This window comes from Streptomyces polygonati (assembly GCF_042650325.1).
GTDB lineage: Bacteria > Actinomycetota > Actinomycetes > Streptomycetales > Streptomycetaceae > Actinacidiphila > Actinacidiphila polygonati.
On the sequence record NZ_JBHSBB010000047.1, the window covers coordinates 1 to 16,599 of the forward strand.

The 16,599-nt window shown below is 72.2% G+C and carries 18 protein-coding genes; 11 read left to right on the forward strand and 7 right to left on the reverse strand.

Going from position 1 to position 16,599, the window contains the following annotated elements:
• The 4 genes from kdpB to ACFO3J_RS32920 all read right to left on the reverse strand — a co-directional run.
• On the reverse strand, positions 1-1,490 hold a 1,490-nt coding region (kdpB, locus tag ACFO3J_RS32905), incomplete at its 3' end, for a potassium-transporting ATPase subunit KdpB (RefSeq protein WP_386437509.1).
• Entirely contained in the window at positions 1,490-3,154 is a 1,665-nt protein-coding gene (kdpA, locus tag ACFO3J_RS32910) for a potassium-transporting ATPase subunit KdpA (RefSeq protein ID WP_386437512.1), read from the reverse strand. The genes kdpB and kdpA, both read right to left, overlap by 1 nt.
• Positions 3,154-3,243, reverse strand: a complete 90-nt coding sequence (gene kdpF / locus ACFO3J_RS32915; RefSeq protein WP_386437515.1) for a K(+)-transporting ATPase subunit F — start codon at positions 3,241-3,243, stop codon at positions 3,154-3,156. The genes kdpA and kdpF overlap by 1 nt, the downstream gene beginning before the upstream one ends.
• Complete coding sequence (locus ACFO3J_RS32920) at positions 3,240-3,428, reverse strand: hypothetical protein (RefSeq protein WP_386437518.1); 189 nt, start codon at positions 3,426-3,428, stop codon at positions 3,240-3,242. Before ACFO3J_RS32920 ends, kdpF begins: the two co-directional genes overlap by 4 nt.
• Positions 3,429-3,724: 296 nt before the next feature.
• Between ACFO3J_RS32920 and ACFO3J_RS32925 the strand changes: the two genes are divergently transcribed.
• Complete coding sequence (locus ACFO3J_RS32925; RefSeq protein ID WP_386437521.1) at positions 3,725-5,194, forward strand: aldehyde dehydrogenase family protein; 1,470 nt, start codon at positions 3,725-3,727, stop codon at positions 5,192-5,194.
• A gap of 122 nt (positions 5,195-5,316) precedes the next feature.
• Here ACFO3J_RS32925 and ACFO3J_RS32930 read toward each other — a convergent pair whose 3' ends face one another.
• Positions 5,317-6,474, reverse strand: coding sequence for an ROK family transcriptional regulator (locus ACFO3J_RS32930; protein WP_386437524.1), 1,158 nt, complete (start codon positions 6,472-6,474; stop codon positions 5,317-5,319).
• A 168-nt stretch (positions 6,475-6,642) separates the two neighbouring features.
• Positions 6,643-7,146 (reverse strand): MarR family winged helix-turn-helix transcriptional regulator, encoded by a 504-nt coding sequence (locus ACFO3J_RS32935; protein ID WP_386437527.1) that lies wholly within the window; start codon positions 7,144-7,146, stop codon positions 6,643-6,645.
• A gap of 190 nt (positions 7,147-7,336) precedes the next feature.
• Here ACFO3J_RS32935 and ACFO3J_RS32940 point away from each other — a divergent pair, with 190 nt between their 5' ends.
• From ACFO3J_RS32940 to ACFO3J_RS32965, 6 genes are all read left to right on the forward strand, one after another.
• Positions 7,337-7,882 (forward strand): YceI family protein, encoded by a 546-nt coding sequence (locus ACFO3J_RS32940; RefSeq protein ID WP_386437529.1) that lies wholly within the window; start codon positions 7,337-7,339, stop codon positions 7,880-7,882.
• A 21-nt stretch (positions 7,883-7,903) separates the two neighbouring features.
• Entirely contained in the window at positions 7,904-8,302 is a 399-nt protein-coding gene (locus ACFO3J_RS32945) for an LUD domain-containing protein (protein ID WP_386437695.1), read from the forward strand.
• 14 nt (positions 8,303-8,316) lie between these two features.
• The gene (locus ACFO3J_RS32950; RefSeq protein WP_386437531.1) at positions 8,317-9,261 is read left to right on the forward strand and encodes a DUF5996 family protein; all 945 of its coding nucleotides are present in this window, start codon (positions 8,317-8,319) and stop codon (positions 9,259-9,261) included.
• A 107-nt stretch (positions 9,262-9,368) separates the two neighbouring features.
• Entirely contained in the window at positions 9,369-10,334 is a 966-nt protein-coding gene (locus ACFO3J_RS32955; RefSeq protein ID WP_386437534.1) for an RNA polymerase sigma factor, read from the forward strand.
• Between the two features lie 84 nt (positions 10,335-10,418).
• Positions 10,419-11,318, forward strand: a complete 900-nt coding sequence (locus ACFO3J_RS32960; protein WP_386437537.1) for an alpha/beta fold hydrolase — start codon at positions 10,419-10,421, stop codon at positions 11,316-11,318.
• Between the two features lie 54 nt (positions 11,319-11,372).
• Entirely contained in the window at positions 11,373-12,020 is a 648-nt protein-coding gene (locus ACFO3J_RS32965) for a hypothetical protein (RefSeq protein WP_386437540.1), read from the forward strand.
• 45 nt (positions 12,021-12,065) lie between these two features.
• On the opposite strand, the gene ligD is transcribed toward ACFO3J_RS32965, so the two are convergent.
• A complete protein-coding gene (ligD, locus tag ACFO3J_RS32970; protein WP_386437543.1) occupies positions 12,066-12,953 on the reverse strand; it encodes a non-homologous end-joining DNA ligase in 888 nt (295 codons plus the stop codon).
• A gap of 38 nt (positions 12,954-12,991) precedes the next feature.
• Here ligD and ku point away from each other — a divergent pair, with 38 nt between their 5' ends.
• The 4 genes from ku to ACFO3J_RS32990 all read left to right on the forward strand — a co-directional run bounded on the left by ku (position 12,992) and on the right by ACFO3J_RS32990 (position 16,599).
• Positions 12,992-14,005, forward strand: coding sequence for a non-homologous end joining protein Ku (gene ku / locus ACFO3J_RS32975; RefSeq protein WP_386437546.1), 1,014 nt, complete (start codon positions 12,992-12,994; stop codon positions 14,003-14,005).
• Positions 14,006-14,160: 155 nt separating this feature from the next.
• A complete protein-coding gene (locus tag ACFO3J_RS32980; protein WP_386437549.1) occupies positions 14,161-14,904 on the forward strand; it encodes a GNAT family N-acetyltransferase in 744 nt (247 codons plus the stop codon).
• A gap of 130 nt (positions 14,905-15,034) precedes the next feature.
• Positions 15,035-15,244, forward strand: a complete 210-nt coding sequence (locus ACFO3J_RS32985; RefSeq protein ID WP_386437552.1) for a putative leader peptide — start codon at positions 15,035-15,037, stop codon at positions 15,242-15,244.
• A 125-nt stretch (positions 15,245-15,369) separates the two neighbouring features.
• Positions 15,370-16,599 carry an LLM class flavin-dependent oxidoreductase gene (locus tag ACFO3J_RS32990; protein ID WP_386437555.1) on the forward strand — a complete coding sequence of 410 codons (1,230 nt, stop codon included), beginning with the start codon at positions 15,370-15,372 and terminating at the stop codon, positions 16,597-16,599.

Genomic DNA, 16,599 nt, shown 5'->3' on the forward strand with positions numbered 1-16,599 from the left:
GTCCGGATCCCCATCCGGCGCAGCTCGTCGAACCGCTCCCGCATCCCCGACTTGACGACGTCCTTCAGATTGATCACACCCAGCACCGACGCGGTGGTCCGCCCCTCCCGGGTGACGACCTCACCGACCACCAGCGGGGTGCCGCCACTGGAGGCGATGCCGTCGACCAGCGGGCCGACCTCCTCCGTGGGGTGGCCGCCGTTCTCCCGTATCCAGTGCATGACCGAGGTGGCGGCGCCCTTGCGCAGCGCGCGGTGGTCGCCGTCCTCGACCAGGTCGACACCGCTCATCCGGGTCTGCGCGGTGAACGGCACGAACTCGGCGTTGCCCAACTCCCCCTCGGCGCGACCGCGCAGGCCGTAGCGCTCCTTGGCCAGCACCACGATGGAGCGGCCCTCGGGAGTCTCGTCGGACAGCGAGGACAGCTGGGCGGCGTCGGCCAGTTCATTGACACTCGTTCCCCCGACCGGCAGGAATTCGGCCGCCTGCCGGTTGCCGAGGGTGATGGTGCCGGTCTTGTCCAGCAGCAGCGTGTTGACGTCGCCGGCCGCCTCGACGGCCCGGCCGGACATCGCCAGCACATTGCGCTGCACCAGCCGGTCCATGCCGGCGATGCCGATCGCGGACAGCAGCGCCCCGATGGTGGTCGGGATCAGCGCCACCACCAGCGCCACCAGGACCACGATGGACTGCTCGGCGCCCGCGAAGATCGCCATCGGCTGGAGGGTGACCACGGCCAGCAGGAAGACGATGGTCAGCGACGCCAGCAGGATGTTCAGCGCGATCTCGTTGGGCGTCTTCTGCCGGGAGGCGCCCTCGACCAGCGCGATCATCCGGTCGATGAACGTCTCACCCGGCTTCGAGGTGATCCGGACCACGATCCGGTCCGACAGCACCCGGGTGCCGCCGGTGACCGCGCTGCGGTCGCCGCCCGACTCGCGGATGACCGGCGCGGACTCACCGGTGATGGCCGACTCGTCGACCGAGGCGATGCCTTCGACGACGTCGCCGTCGCCCGGGATGATCTGTCCGACCTCGACCACCACATGGTCGCCGAGGCGCAGTTCGGCCGCCGGGACGGACTCCTCGCGCGCGGAGAACGCGCCGGGCCGCCAGTCGAGCAGTCGGCGGGCGACGGTCTCGGTCTTGGTACGGCGCAGGGTCTCGGCCTGCGCCTTGCCCCGGCCTTCGGCCACCGCCTCGGCCAGATTGGCGAAGACCGCGGTCAGCCAGAGCCAGGCGGAGATCACCCAGGCGAAGACGCTCGGCTCCTTGACCGCCTCCAGCGTGGTCAGCAGCGCTCCGACGCCGACCACGAACATCACCGGGTTGCGCGCCAGCAGTCGGGGGTCGAGTTTGCGCAGGGCCTCCGGAAAGGCGACCAGCAGCATCTTGGGGTCGAGCAGGCCGCCGGATATGCGGTGCGGCGGCTGGGCGGCGGCGGTGCCGCCGCCGGTCGGGACCGGAGGCCGGTCAGTGGTCAGGGACATCAGTGCAGACCTTCCGCGAGCGGACCCAGCGCGAGCGCGGGGAAATAGGTGAGGCCGACGACCACGATGATCACGGCCGTGACCAGACCGACGAACTGTGGTCGGTGCGTGGGCAGCGTGCCGGCGGTCACCGGGACGGACTGCTGCTTGGCGAGCGAACCGGCGAGTGCCAGCACGAAGATCATCGGCAGGAAGCGGCCGAAGAGCATCGCCAGACCCAGCGCCGTGTTGTACCAGTGGGTGTTGACGCCGATGCCGGCGAACGCGGAGCCGTTGTTGTTGGCCGCGGAGGTGAAGGCGTAGAGCACCTCGGAGAAACCGTGCGGGCCGCTGTTGAGCATCGAGGCGCGCTCGCCCTTCAGCGACATGGCGGCGCCGGTGCCGATCAGCACCACGGCCGGGGTGGCCAGGATGTAGAGCGAGGCGAACTTCATCTCCCGGGCGCCGAGCTTCTTGCCGAGGTATTCCGGGGTCCGGCCGACCATCAGACCGGCCACGAAGACCGCGATGATCGCCAGGATGAGGATGCCGTAGAGACCCGAGCCCGTACCGCCGGGCGCGACCTCGCCGAGCATCATGTTGAAGATCGTCATACCGCCGCCGCCCGGCGAGAACGAATCATGGAAGGAGTTGACGGCGCCGGTGGAGGTCAGCGTGGTCGACGCGGCGAACAGCGCCGACGCCCAGACGCCGAACCGCTGTTCCTTGCCCTCCAGCATGCCGCCCGCCGCGTGGCCGGCCGCGCTGCTGTAGCTGTGCAGTTCGTTGACGGTGATCAGGGCGACCGACGCGGCCCAGATCAGGCCCATCACGGCGAGGATCGCGTAGCCCTGGCGGTGGTCGCCGACCATCTTGCCGAAGGTGCGCGGCAGCGAGAAGGAGATCACCAGCATGAGGTAGATCTCCAGCAGGTTGCTGAAGCCGGTGGGGTTCTCGAACGGGTGGGCGGAGTTGGCGTTGTAGAAGCCGCCGCCGTTGGTGCCCAGTTCCTTGATCGCCTCCTGCGAGGCGACCGGACCGCCGGTGATCGACTGCTTGTCGCCCACCAGGGTGGTGATCTCGTGGATGCCGTGGAAGTTCTGGATCACGCCGACCGCGACCAGCACGATGGCGAAGACGAACGCCAGCGGGAGCAGCAGCCGTACGGTGACGCGGGTCAGGTCCACCCAGAAGTTGCCGACCCGGTCGGTGTGCTTGCGGGTGAAGCCCCGGATCAGCACGGCGACCACCGCTATGCCCACGGCAGCGGACACGAAGTTCTGCACCGCCAGGCCCATCATCTGGACCAGGTGGCCCATGGTGACTTCGCCGGAGTACGACTGCCAGTTGGTGTTGGTGACGAAGGAGGCCGCGGTGTTGAAGGCCTGGTCCGCCTTGACCGGCGGGAAGCCCAGGGAGAGCAGCAGGTGGTTCTGCAGCCGCTGGAATCCGTACAGGAACAGCACCGATATGACGGAGAAGGCGAGCACGCTGCGCAGATAGACCGGCCAGCGCTGGTCGGCGTCGCCGTCGACGCCCGCGAGTCTGTAGATGCCCTTCTCGACCGCCAGGTGCTTGCCGGTGGTGAGGATACGGGCCATGTAGTCGCCCAGCGGGCGGTAGGTGAGCGCCAGCGCGCCGATCAGGGCGAGTATCTGGAGCCAGCCCGCCAAAGTGTCGTTCACTAGAACTTCTCCGGGTGGATCAGGGCCAGCACGAGATACCCGAGCAGGCCGCAGGCCACTATGAGGCCGACGATGTTCTCCGCGCTCACAGCTTCTCGACCCCCTTGGCCACGAGGGCGAGCACAGCGAACACCGCGATCGTCACGGCGATGAAAACGAGATCGGACATGGGTGGAACCCCGGATCGTCGGATGGGCAGGAAGCTGGAGGAGCAGGTGCCGGAAATTCCGGCTCCCCAAAGAAACCGCCTGCTCGGCGGGGTATCGGCGCTCATTGACGCTTCCCTTGCGCCCGAGGCCGCGACGTTGACGTGGTCTTGACGATGCTGGCACGGGGGTCGGCGGACGGGGCCGAGGCGCGCTCACCGCGGAGCGCGGGCGACCCGGGGGCGGGTGCGGTGCCGGGCGGGCGCGCCCCGGGTAGGCGGACCGGCGGGCCGGGAGCGTCCTTTACCAGGCCCCCACTCCTCAAACTCGCCCCTCGCTGCTAAGTTCAGAGTTCGGAAGGTTAACAAACACAGCTCCTCGGCGCTCCACCCGCACGATCAGCACTTCGAACACGGAGGCCCGTATGCCGACCCCATCCACGCCGAACCCCTGGGACGGCGCTCTCTTCATCGGCGGGGCGTTCGTCCCGGCCGAGGACGGGCGTACCTCGGCCGTTCTGGACAAGGCACGCCAGGAGCCGCTCGGCAGCGCCGGCTGGGCGTCGCCCGCCGACCTCGACCGCGCGGCGCGCGAGGCCGCCGCGGCCGGCCGGGCCTGGGCGGCGACCGACTTCGGCACCCGGGCCGACCTGCTGCGGAACGTCGCCGAACGGCTGCGGGCGCGGTCCGCCGAGTTCGCCGACCTCATCGTCCGGGAGACCGGGTCGATCCGGGGCAAGGCCGAGTACGAGGTGGCCGGCGCCATCGACGAGCTGTACGAGGCCGCCGCGCTGGCGGGCGCCGCGCTGTCCGAGACGCTGCCCTCCCGCGCGCCGGGCCGTGAGAGCGTCGCGCTGCGCGTCCCGCTGGGCGTCATCGGGGTGATCACCCCGTGGAACTTCCCGCTGGTGCTGGCCATGCGCGTACTGGCCCCGGCGCTCGCCGTCGGCAACGCGGTGGTCCTCAAGCCCTCGCCGCACACCCCGCTGAGCGGTGGACTGCTGCTGGCCGACGTGTTCGCTGCGGCCGGACTGCCGGCCGGGGTCCTCCAGGTGGTCCCGGGCGGACAGGACACCGGCGAGGCGCTCACCGCCCACCCGGACATAGCGATGGTGCACTTCACCGGTTCCAGTGCGGTCGGGCGCTCCATCGCCCGGGAGGCGGGCGGCCGGCTGAAGAAGGTCTCCCTCGAACTGGGCGGCAACAACGCCCTGATCGTGCTGGACGACGCCGACCTGGACCAGGCCGGACAGATCGGTGCCTGGTCGGCCTTCCACTACCAGGGCCAGACCTGCATCACCGCCGGGCGCCACATCGTGCTCCGGCCGGTGTTCGACCGCTATGTCGCCGACCTGGCGGCGCGGGCCGCCCGCATCACCGTCGGCGATCCGGCCGAGGACGGGGTGGGCCTGGGTCCGATGATCAGCACCGAGCAGCGCGAGCGGGCCCGCAAGCTGCTGGCCGACGCGGTCGACGCGGGCGCGACGATCGTGGCGGGCGGTGACGGCGAGGGGCTGTTCCACCGTCCGACCGTGGTGACCGGTGTCACCCGGGACATGGCGCTGTGGACGGAGGAGATCTTCGCCCCCATCGCGCCGGTGCTGGCGGTGGACAGCGAGGAGGAGGCCCTGGCCGTCGCCAACGACACGCCGTACGGCCTGGTCGACGCGGTCGTCACCGGCGACCCGGAGCGGGGCCGGCGGCTGGCCCTGCGGCTCGGCGCTGCCATGGTGCACGTCAACGACACGACCTGCCTGGACGAGGCGCGCGCTCCGTTCGGCGGGCGCGGCGCCTCGGGCCTGGGCGGACGGTCGGGCGGCGAGTCCAACCTGCACGAGTTCACCGAGCTGCGCTGGCTGACGGTCCAGCACGAGCCGGTGGCCTACCCCTACTGAGACCGATGTCCGGACGCGGTGCGGTCCGGCGCTCCTCGGGGGAGCGCCGGACCGCGCCGCGTCCTCGTCCCCCCTCCGGAGCCCCCGGCGGGGATCCCCCGGCCCGGCGGCGGCCGCCGCGCTCAGGCCATCGAGTCCAGCGCCCGGGTGACGGCGACGTGCACCGCGCCCAGCAAGGTGGCGCGGTCGCCGAGTCCGCCGACCGTCACCTCGGTGTCCCATGTCAGCTCGCGTACGGTGCGGCGGACTTCGAGCAGCACCAGCTGGTTCTGGCCGACCCCGCCGCCGAGCACCACCAGGCCCGGGTCGATCAGCGCGACCACGGCGGCCACCAGCCGGCCGATGTCCGTGGAGTGCTGGTCCACCACCCGGCGCGCGACGGCGTGTCCGCCGGCCGCCGCCTCGAACAGGGCTTTGGCGTCGCGGGGCACCGGACCGGCGCCGGCGGCCGGCCAGGCGGCGGCGCACCGCTCCATCAGCGCGTCGGAGCCCAGAAACTGCTCCAGTCCGGCCCGCCGGGGCGGCTGGGAGCCCGACCAGGGGAACGGCAGCATGGCGGCCTCGCCGGCCGCGCCGTTGGCACCCTGCATCAGCCGGCCGTCCAGCACGATCCCCACGCCGATCTTCACGCCCACCTGGATGTACGCGAACATCTGCTGATTGCGGGCCACACCGAAGCGGTGCTCGGCGACAGCCGCGCAGTTGACGTTGTTCTCCACGGTCACCGGCACGCCCGGGGGCATCCCCAGGGCCTCGGTGATCCGGGCGGTGCCGTGCGGTCGCAGACCGCCCCCGCGCTCGGTGTTGGGGAGCGTCGGCGCCGCCACCACCACTTCGCGCAGCGGGCCGTGGTGTCCCGCGACCTCGTCGCGCACCTTCCGGACGACACCCGCGGCGGCGTCGGCGGCCTCCGGGGTGACGGTGGGGGCGTCGGCCGGCAGCCGTTCCTCGGCGGAACCGATCTCCCGGCCGTCCAGGGTGTAGGCCGCCGCCCTGACCCCGGTGGCCCCGATCTCCACACCGAGGACGTGGCCGGCCCGGGAGGCCAGCGAGTAGACCACCGCGCTGCGCCCGGTGGCACCCCGCGAACTGCCCTGGCCCGCCACCAGACCGAGCCGCGAGAGCTCGGCCATCGCCACCGACATCGTGGGGCGGGACAGTGCCAGCACCGCGCTGAGCTGCGGCCGGGTCGCCGGACCGTCGACGGCCAGGGCGCGCAGCACCGCTCGCGCGCTGGCGGGCAGGTCGAAGCGGTCGGCGGTGGCGGTCGCGTCCATCATGTCCCTCGATGTCCCTCGTGAGACGAGCTCCTGTGGAGCGGGGGCGACCCGGCGGTTCCGGATCCTGCTCGCGGGATTCTCAGAAGGCAAAGTTACCGGATCTACCTCAGCTGGCTTTCGGGTGTTCGTCAACTTGCCGAACACCCGGGAGGACCCAGCGCGGAGCAGTCAGCCGCAGTGCTGGTCGGGAGCCGGGTCGAGGGACCGGAGCGTGCTGGACAGATCGGCGAACCCCTCGGCCCCCAGCGACCGGACGACCCGTTCACGAAGCGCGCCGGCCAGGGTCAGCGCGGCGGTGACGGCCGCCTTCCGCCCGGCGTCGGTGAGCGTGGCCAGGGTGATACGGCGGTCGGCCGGGAGCTGGCGCCGCTCGAGCAGCCCGGCGGCGGCGAGGCGGTCGGCGACCTTGGTCGTACCCGCGGTGGTGAATCCGAGGGTGGCGGTGAGCTGGTTCATCGGCGCGCTGTTGCCGGCCGCGGTGAGCAGGAACCACAGCACCTGGAAGGACGACGGCGCCAGACCGGCTTCGGCTTCCACGTCACTGAGGAGCTGGTCGCTCAGCCGCCGCATGCCGGACTGCATCACGTCCCACTGGGCCAGCAGCGCCAGATCCTCCGGGTCGGGACAGGCGCCGAGCTGCTCACCGGGGTCGGCCCCCACCTGCTGCGTCACGTTGCGGTGCTCCTCTCGTGCGGTGCGACTGCGCTTGCCCCAGAGTATCAACACCAGTTATTGTCTCACTGGCTACTTAATATCCGGATACTCATTGAACGTTTCTCAACTTGTTTCCGGTCTGCTCGCCCCCCTGCTTCTCGCAGCTCGCGCGTCCACCCGCGCGTCCACCCCCGAAAGGCGATGTGCCATGTCCGAATCCCCCACCCAGGCAACCGACGCGACGACCCCGGCCGTCCGGACCGGCCGCTGGATCCTCGACCCGACCCGGTCGTCCTTCGCCCTACGGCACAAGACCCTGTGGGGTCTGGTCACCGTCAAAGGCACCTTCGCCGACCTCGCGGGAGAAGGGGAGGTCCAGCCCGACGGCACCGCCCGCGGCGCCCTGACCATCGCCGCGTCCTCGCTCGACACCGGCCACGCCAAGCGCGACGTCCACCTGCGCAGCGCCGACTTCTTCGACACCGAGGAGCACCCGGCGATCGGCTACACGGCCCGCCACGCGGAAATCGACGCGCGGGGCAAGGTCGAGGTGACCGGTGAACTCACCGTGCGAGGAGTCACGCAGCCCCTCAATGTCGCCGCCGACATCGCCCGCGCGGGTGACGCGGTGACCTTGAGCGCGGAAACGACCGTGGACCGCGCCGCCTTCGGGCTGACCTGGAACAAGCTGGGCATGTTGACCGGGCGCACCACCGTGACGGTGACCGCGCACTTCACACCCGCCTCGTCCTGAGCGGTCTCGGCCAGCGAGACGCTGCGCTCGTCGGGCATCGCCGCGGACATCGACCAGTCCGGGCGGTACAGGAGCCTGCGGGCCGAGCAGGCGGACTGGGACATGGCCACCCGCTCCGACGACGTCCGGGTCACCCGGTCCGCTCCCGATGTGGTGGTGGGCAGCGTCCACGCCGTCACCGAGGACGGCAAGCTGGTGACGGCCTCCGCCTCCGGCAGCCAGCTCGCCCCGTACGCCTTCGGCGCCGCCCGGGCGGTCTGGGTGGTCGGCGCGCAGAAGATCGTGCCCGACCTGGCCACCGCGCTGCGCCGGGGCCGGAGCGCCCCTGCGACTGCCGTGCGCTGGCGCGCGGCGCCGGAGTTGCCGAAGATGACCGGGGAGAGCCAGGGGAAGTATCGCCCCCCGGCAACGGCCCGCTGATCCTGGAGAGCGACGTGGAACTCTTCCCGAACCTGCCCCTGGAGTCCTGGCGGGACACGAAGGAGACCCTGCACCGGTTCCTGCAGATCGTCGGCAAGATCCGGCTGGCCGGCAGCCCCCGCCGCAACCACTGGTGGAATGTGCCGTTCCACCTGACCGGGCAGGGCATCACCACCCGGCCGATGGGCCCGGTCCAGGGCGGCGAGACCTTCTGCGTCGACTTCGACTTCGTCGCGCACCGCCTGGCGGTGCGCACCCTGTCCGGCCGGGAGGCGTCCTTCCCGCTCACCGGCCGGTCCGTCGCCGACTTCTACCGGGACACCCTGACCGCGCTGATCTCCCTCGGTATCGGGGTGGAGCCCGAGCACCCCTATCCGTACGACCTGCCCGACGCCCGCCGGCCCTTCGCCGAGGACCACGAGCACCACGCCTACGACCCGGCCGCCGTCACCCGCTACTGGCGGGTTCTCAGCCAGGTGAATCTGCTGCTGGAGGAGTACGCGGCGGGTTTCTCCGGCAAGACCAGCCCGGTGCACCACTTCTGGCACACCTTCGACATCGCCGTCACCCGCTTCTCCGAGCGCGAGGTGGAGCCCCCGGCCGGCGCCGATCCGGTCACCCGTGAGGCGTACTCGCGCGAGGTGATCAGCGCCGGATTCTGGTTCGGCGACGCAGACGTCCCGGCGCCCGCCTTCTACTCCTACACCGCCCCCGAACCGGACGACCTCACCACCCGCCCCCTTCGTCCGGAGACCGCCGAGTGGGCGGACAGCCGGGGCAGCCACCTGGCCCTGCTGATGTACGACGACGCGCGGGCCGCGAGCGACCCGTGGGGCACCGCCCTGGATTTCCTGAACAGCGCCTACCGGGTGGGAGCCGACCTCGCCGGATGGGAGCGGCGCCGCGAGTGCCCCGGCGGTGTCACCGACCAGCGGCTGCGGAGCGCCGGGGCGCACTGACCGCGGCGCCCCGACCGCCCGGGGAATGGACCCCCGCCGGGTCCGGTTCGCAGCAGGTGAGGCCCGGAAGCGGGAAGCACGCGACAAGGAAGAGAAGGCGGATCGTCATGACGAGCACCTGGCTCGCGGACGCCGAGCTCACCCGAGCCGCCCAGTCCGGGGACGTGGTGGCGCTGGGACTTCTGCTGGAGCGGCATCAGGCGGGCATGCGCGCGGTCGCGCTGAGCCTCCTGGGGCACGGCCCGGACACGGACGACGCCGTGCAGGACGCCGCGCTCACCGCGCTGCGGCGGATCGGTGACGTCCGGGACCCCGCGGCGGTCGGCCCGTGGCTGCGGATGATCGTACGGAACGCGTGTCTGACCCGATTGCGGTCCACGCGGTACACCGAGCGCGTCGAGGATCTCGAACTGCCCTCGGCGGCGCCCACCCCGGAACAGGCCCTGGACCGGCACGCCCTCCAGGACTGGGTGTGGCGCGCGATCGAGGATCTCTCCCCCACGTTGCGGATGCCGCTCATACTGCGGCACTTCAGTACCGACATCACGTCGTACGAGCGGATAGCGGCGGTCTGCGGGCTGCCGGTCGGCACCGTCCGCAGCCGGCTCAGCCAGGCGCGCGCCAAGCTGGCCGAAGCGCTCACCGCCACCGCCGCCTCGGCGCACAGTGATACGGCCCGGCTGGCCGCCGCCAGCCGCAGGGAGGCCCGCGAGACGCTGGCCGCCGCGGAGCGCGGCGCGTTCGCCGAACTGCTGGCGGAGCGCTGGGCGCCGGACATCACCCTGCTGAGCGGCAACGAACCGGTGGGCGGCGGCGAGCTGCTGGTCAAGGGCATGGAGGGCGATCTGGCCGCCGGGGTGCGCCAGCGCCTCGTCGATGTGGTGGCGAGCCGGTCCCTGGTCCTGTGGGAGATGGACATGACCAGTCCGGCGCAGGACCCGGAGCACTGCCCGCCCGCGGTGACCTGGGTGATGTCCCTGGAAGCCGGCCGGGTGCGCCGACTGCGGCTCTTCCACCCGCGGCCGGCCGGGCAGCCGGCGCACGGCGTAACGACCGCGGCCCGCGCGATGTGACCGCCGTCACATCCGCCGAATCGAACTTCGCTCCCGTCCCCGCGTCCTGTCGGTGTTCCCCGCACCACCAGGATCGGAGCCCCCATGAACACCGTCGCCCGGCATCCGCTGTCGCACGGCGCCCATACCGTCGACATCCAGGGCATCACCCAGCGCTATCACGTCCACGGCACCGGTCCGGTGTGCGTGGCGCATTCCGGCGGCCCCGGGATCCGCTGGGAGTACTTGCGGATGCCCGCCGTGGAGGAGCACCTGACCGTCGTCTATCCGGAACCGGTCGGCACCGGCGGTTCGGGCCGCCTTCCGAACCACCCGCACGGTTACACCCGGGATCTGTACACGAGCTTTCTCGACGCGCTGATCGACCACCTCGCCGTGCCGCGGGTCCATCTGCTGGGCCACTCGCACGGCGGCTTCGTCGCCCAGCACTACGCGCTGCGCCACGCCGACCGGCTGGCCGGCGTCATCCTGTACGAGAGCGCGGCGGCCACCGGGCCCGAGTTCGGCGCGGAGGCCATGCGCAAGGTCGGGGAGTTCGCGACGAGGTTCGCGGACCGTCCGGAGCTGCCGGAGGTCCTCGGCGCTCTCCAGTCGGTCCCCGCCATCTCGAACGACGAGGAGTTCACCGCGGCGGCGCGGGGGCTGCTGCCGGCCTACTTCGCCGACTACTGGAGTCGCGAGGAGGAGCTGGCACCCCTGCGGGCGGCGGTGGGCGGCTCGCACATCTCGGGCCTCGACGCGAACGGCGGCCCGGACGTCATCGACGACCGGGCGGCGCTCGGGTCGCTCGGCGTCCCCGCCCTTGTCGTGGTCGGCCGCCATGACGTGATCTGCGGGGTGCGCTGGGCGGAGGAACTCAACAAGCTCATTCCCGGCTCGGAGCTGGTGGTGCTGGAAGGCAGCGGACACTTCGGCCACATCGAGGAGCCGGAGCGCTTCTCCCGGGCGGTCGCCGACTTCGTGGCCTCCACCGCCTCGGACTGAGCGGCGCCAGGACGGGGTGACGGCGGGACGGGGCCGGACGGTACGGTGCCTGGCGTGAGCCGATCACCGATGCGTACGCCCGGTCCCGTCACCGCCGACGATGTCGACCTCGCCGTCCGCCTGTGCCTGGACGCGCTGCGCCAAATACCGGCGGAGAGCTGGGACGACCGCGCGGGCTCGCTGGACTGGTCACGCTGGGAGACGGCGGAGCACCTGGCCGACGACCTGTTCGCATACGCCGGTCAACTCGGCCCCCGCAAGCCGTCGTTGACCTCCCATGTGCCCTTCGGCTGGCAGCGGCGCTCACCCGGCGGGCCGGCCAACACCATCTCCGCCGACCGGGCCGAGGGCACCGGGGGGCTGATCCGGGTACTGGAGGCGTGCGGAGCGCTGCTGGTGGCCATGGTGCGGGTGACGGCGCCCGGGGTCCGCTCCCACCATGTCTTCGGGGCCTCCGACCCGGAGGGTTTCGGCGCGATGGGCGTGGTGGAGACCCTGGTGCACACCCACGACCTGACCGCCGGGCTGGACATCAGCTGGGAGCCGCCCGCGGACCTGTGCGCCCGGGTCCTGCACCGGCTGTTCCCGGACGCGCCCGCGGACGCCGAGCCGTGGCCGGCCCTGCTCTGGTCGACCGGCCGGCTGGACCTGCCCGGCCGCCCCCGGCCGACCACCTGGCGGTGGTACGGAGAACCGAGGTGATCACGTCATCGCCGGGCGCGCCCGTCGCCGAGCCCCCGGGCCGGATCAGTCCGGCAGGGTCCCGGCGCGACCGGGGTCGAGCAGCGGGGCCAGCGGATCGCCGTGCTGGGCGATCCGGCCCGGCACCTCGTGGAGGGTGAGGACCAGTTCGGCCGGATCGCGCGCCGCGGCCACCTCGTCCCAGGCCAGCGGCGCGGAGACGGTCGGCGCCGCCTGCGCCCGTACGGTGTAGGGGGCGGCGGTCGTCTTGCGCGCGGAATTCTGCGACCAGTCGATGAAGACCCGCCCCGCCCGCTCGGCCTTGGCCATCGTCGCCACCACCGCGCCGGGGTCGCGGGACTGGAGTTCGCGGGCGACGCGCTTGGCGTAGGCGGTGGTGGAGGCGGAACTCGCGCCGCGTACCGGTGCCAGCAGGTGCAGACCCTTGGCGCCGCTGGTCTTGGCCCATACCTCGATGCCGTCCTCGGCCAGCCGTTCACGCAGCCGCAGCGCGACCCGGCAGCAGTCGATCACCGTACGGCCCTCGCCGGGATCGAGGTCCAGCACCAGCCGGTCGGCCCGCTCCGGCGCGGCGGCCGGCCACTGGTGGACATGGATCTCCACGCAGGCGAGATTCGCGGCCCACATCAGGGCGGCCAGGTCGTTGATCTGCACCTGGTCCATCGGTTCACCGCTGTGCCGCAGCGTCTCCTCGACGGTCACCCAGTCGGGCGTACCGGCGGGCGGCCGTTTCTGGAAGAAGCGCTGGCCCTCCACACCCTCGGGGGTGCGGACGAAGCTGGCCGCCCGGCCGCGGATGTACGGCAGCAGGGTGTCGGCCACGGTCGCGTAGTAGTGCAGCAGTTGGCCCTTGGTGGTGCCGGTGCGCGGCCAGAGCACCCGGTCGAGGTTGCTGAGCGTGAGACGTCGGCCCTCGACCTCGGTGATCGGCATACGATAAAGATCCCATAGTCGGATAAAAAGGACATGCCATGCGCAGTGTCTGGTCGGGAAACCTGGCCTTCGGCCTGGTGTCCATCCCGGTGAAACTCGGGTCCGCGGTGTCGAGCCACAAGATCGGCTTCCGCCAGATCCACCGCACCGACCAGGGCCGCGTCCGCTACCAGAAGACCTGCGAGCTGGACGAGCAGGTGCTCTCCGCCTCCGACATCGGCCGCGCCTACGAGACCCCCGACCAGCTGGTCGAGGTGACCGACGACGACCTCAAGGCGCTGCCGCTGCCCACCGCCAAGACCATCGAGGTCAGCGGCTTCCTCGACATGGAATCGGTCGACTCCATGCAGGTCGACACGCCCTACTTCCTGGCGCCGTCCTCCCCCGCGGCCAACAAGCCCTATGTGCTGATGCGGGACGCCCTGGCCCGGTCGGGGAAGGCCGCGGTCGGCAAGTTCGCCATGCGCAACTCCGAGCACCTGGCGCTGATCCGCGCGCAGGACGACGTACTGCTGCTGCAGACGCTGCGCTGGCCGGACGAGCTCAACTCCCCCGCCGAGGCCGCTCCCCGGGGCAAGGTCAGCATCAGCGACTCCGAGCTGCGGCTCGCCGACACCTTGATCGAAGCGCTGGGCGAGGCGGACCTCGCCGAGTACCACGACGAGTACGCGCAGGCGGTGGAGGCCCTGGTCAGCGCGAAGCTGGAAGGCGCGGAGCCGCCGGTGACCGGCGAGGAGGGCCGGGGCGGCAAGGTCGTGGACCTGATGTCGGCGCTGCAGGCGTCCGTGGACCAGGCACGCGGCGACGAGGAGCCGCAGCGGGACGCGACGGTGCACCAGCTGAAGTCGCCGGGGCGGAAGAAGGCCCCGGCGAAGGGACCGGCGCGAAAGCCGACGGGGAAGAAGGCGGCGGGAGCCGGGTCCGCGGCGGCGGAGCGGGACGAGGGGGCGGGCGGGTCGGGCGCGGAGGCCTCGAAGAAGACGGCTGCCAAGAAGACCACCGCGAAGAAGGCGCCCGCAAAGAAGACCGCCTCGCGCCGCCGCACCGGCTGACGGCGCGGACGTACCCCCGTCCCCGTCCGCCGCGGCTTCCCCGTCCGGATCCGCGGCCCGGGATTTTCCGGCGCCGGTTTCGGGTTCGCATCAGTGATCGGAGAATGCCGCCGAGCGCACGACCCGTACGGAAGAAAACGGAGAGACAGCCGACCATGTCGACCAGCCTTCAGCCACCGCACGAGCAGGTGCCGCCCAACGGTCCCGCCCCCTCCGTCCTGGACAACGTCGCCTGGGCGGCGCTGACCGGACGCCAGCGGCACCTGGCGGAGATCGTCGGTTCGGCGGCCCGCTTCCAGCCGGAGGTGTCCCCCTTCACCGCTGTCGCCGACGCCGCGGACCCGGGCTGCTGGACCGACCTGGCCACCCTGGTCGGTCCGGGGAACGCCTTCGCGCTGGCCGGAGTGCCGACGCTGCCCGAGGGCTGGGCCACCGGCCAGTCAGGGCAGGGAGTCCAGCTGGTGGGCACCGCGCTGCGCGGCGAGGCCGACCCGGAAGCGGTGCGGCTCGGCGCGGCCGACGTCCCGGAGATGCTGGACCTGGTGGGCCGCACCAAGCCGGGGCCGTTCATGCCGCGCACCGTCGAGCTGGGCGCCTACTACGGCATCCGCCGGGACGGCGAGCTGGTCGCGATGGCCGGTGAGCGGCTGCGCCCGCCGGGCTGGACCGAGATCAGCGCGGTCTGCACCGACGACCGGTACCGCGGCCAGGGCCTGGCCACCCGGCTGGTCCGCCACACGGCGGCCGGCATCCAGGACCGGGGCGACACGCCCTTCCTGCACGCGGCCGCGGTGAACACCGGTGCCATCCGGCTCTACGAGGCGATGGGCTTCACCAAGCGCCGGACCGTCCTCTTCCACTTCCTGCGGGTGCCGGACGACGCTCTCACCGGTCGCTGAGGCCTTCGGGCCCCGCCCGGCCCGGACCCGGAGGAGACGGGGCCGGACGTGCGGGAAGGGGATTGCGCGCGGTGGCGCGGGCGGGTTAGCGTCAATGGACCTTGGGGTCCGGACAGGGAGGGTGACGGCAGTGCGAGCACAGCTCCGCCCGCGGTTCCACCGCGCCGTCCGCGACGCCCGCACCGTCCACGGGACCTCCTCGTCCGCGCCCGCCGCCCGGCGCGGCTGCTTCCACCCCGCTGCCGTACGCGTACTCGTGCCCGGCGGGCCGCTGATCCGGCTCTACGGACGCCAGCACATCGATCTGCTGCGGGTGGCCGGCGCACTCTGTTGCCGCTGATCCGCTCCTCCGCGACGCGACCGCTTCCCTTCCGGCACCACCGCTGACGTACGCGCTCACGCGTACGTACCAGGGTCCTGCCCGCTCGCGTCCGTCCACGGCCGATCGAGAAAGGCTCCCCCGGTATGTCCCTGTCACCACCTTCCCCGCTGCACCTCGCCGTCGCCCTCCAGGACGCGGGCTGGCACCCGGCCGCCTGGCGGGAACCCGACGCCCGGCCCCGCGAGCTGCTCGACGCCCGCTACTGGCTCGACTCCGTACAGGAGGCCGAGCGCGGACTGCTCGACTTCGTCACCTTCGAGGACTCCCTGTCCCTGCAGTCCTCCCTGCCCTTCGAACCCGACGACCGCACCGACCAGGTACGCGGCCGGCTGGACGCGGTGCTCACCGCGGCCCGGGTGGCCCCGCTGACCCGGCACATCGGACTGGTCCCCTCGCTGGTCGCCACCCACACCGAGCCGTTCCACCTGTCGAAGGCGATCGCCACCCTCGACTATGTGAGCACCGGCCGCGCGGGGCTGCGCGTCCAGGCCGCCGCGCAGACCCATGTGGCGGCGCACTTCGGCCGCCGCGTACTGCCGCCGCTGTCCCTGGCGGACTTCGGGTCGGGGGCCGGCGGTCAGGTCCAGGAAGTGGTGGCCGACCTCTTCGACGAGGCCGCCGACTATGTCGAGGTGGTCCGCCGGCTGTGGGACAGCTGGGAGGACGACGCGGAGATACGCGACGCGGCCACCGGCCGTTTCGTGGACCGCGACAAGCTGCACTACATCGATTTCGAGGGGCGGCACTTCAGCGTCAAGGGGCCCTCGATCACCCCCCGGCCGCCGCAGGGCCAGCCGCTGGTGACCGCGCTGGCGCACGCGACCGTCCCCTACCGGCTGGTGGCCCGCTCCGCCGACGTCGGCTTCGTGACGCCGCACGAGCCGGCCCAGGCTGGCCCGATCGTGGCGGAGATCCGCACCGAGCAGCAGGCCGCGGGCCGCGCCGCCGAGACCGTGCACATCTTCGGGGACCTGGTGGTCTTCCTGGACGACGACGCGGCCGCCGCCGGGGCCCGGCGGGCCCGGCTCGACGCGCTGCTGGAGGCGCCGTACCGGAGCGACGCACCGATCTTCGCCGGTACTCCGGCCCAACTGGCCGATCTGCTGCTGGAGTTCCAGCGAAACGGGCTGACCGGCTTCCGGCTGCGTCCGGCCGACGCCGAACACGACCTGCGCGCGATCACCGGCGGCCTGGTGCCCGAACTCCAGTCCCGCGGCGCGTTCCGCCGCTCCTACGAGGCCGCGACCCTGCGCGGCCTGCTCGGGCTGCCCAGGCCCGCCAACCGCTACGCCGCCGGCACCGCCGGTGCCTGA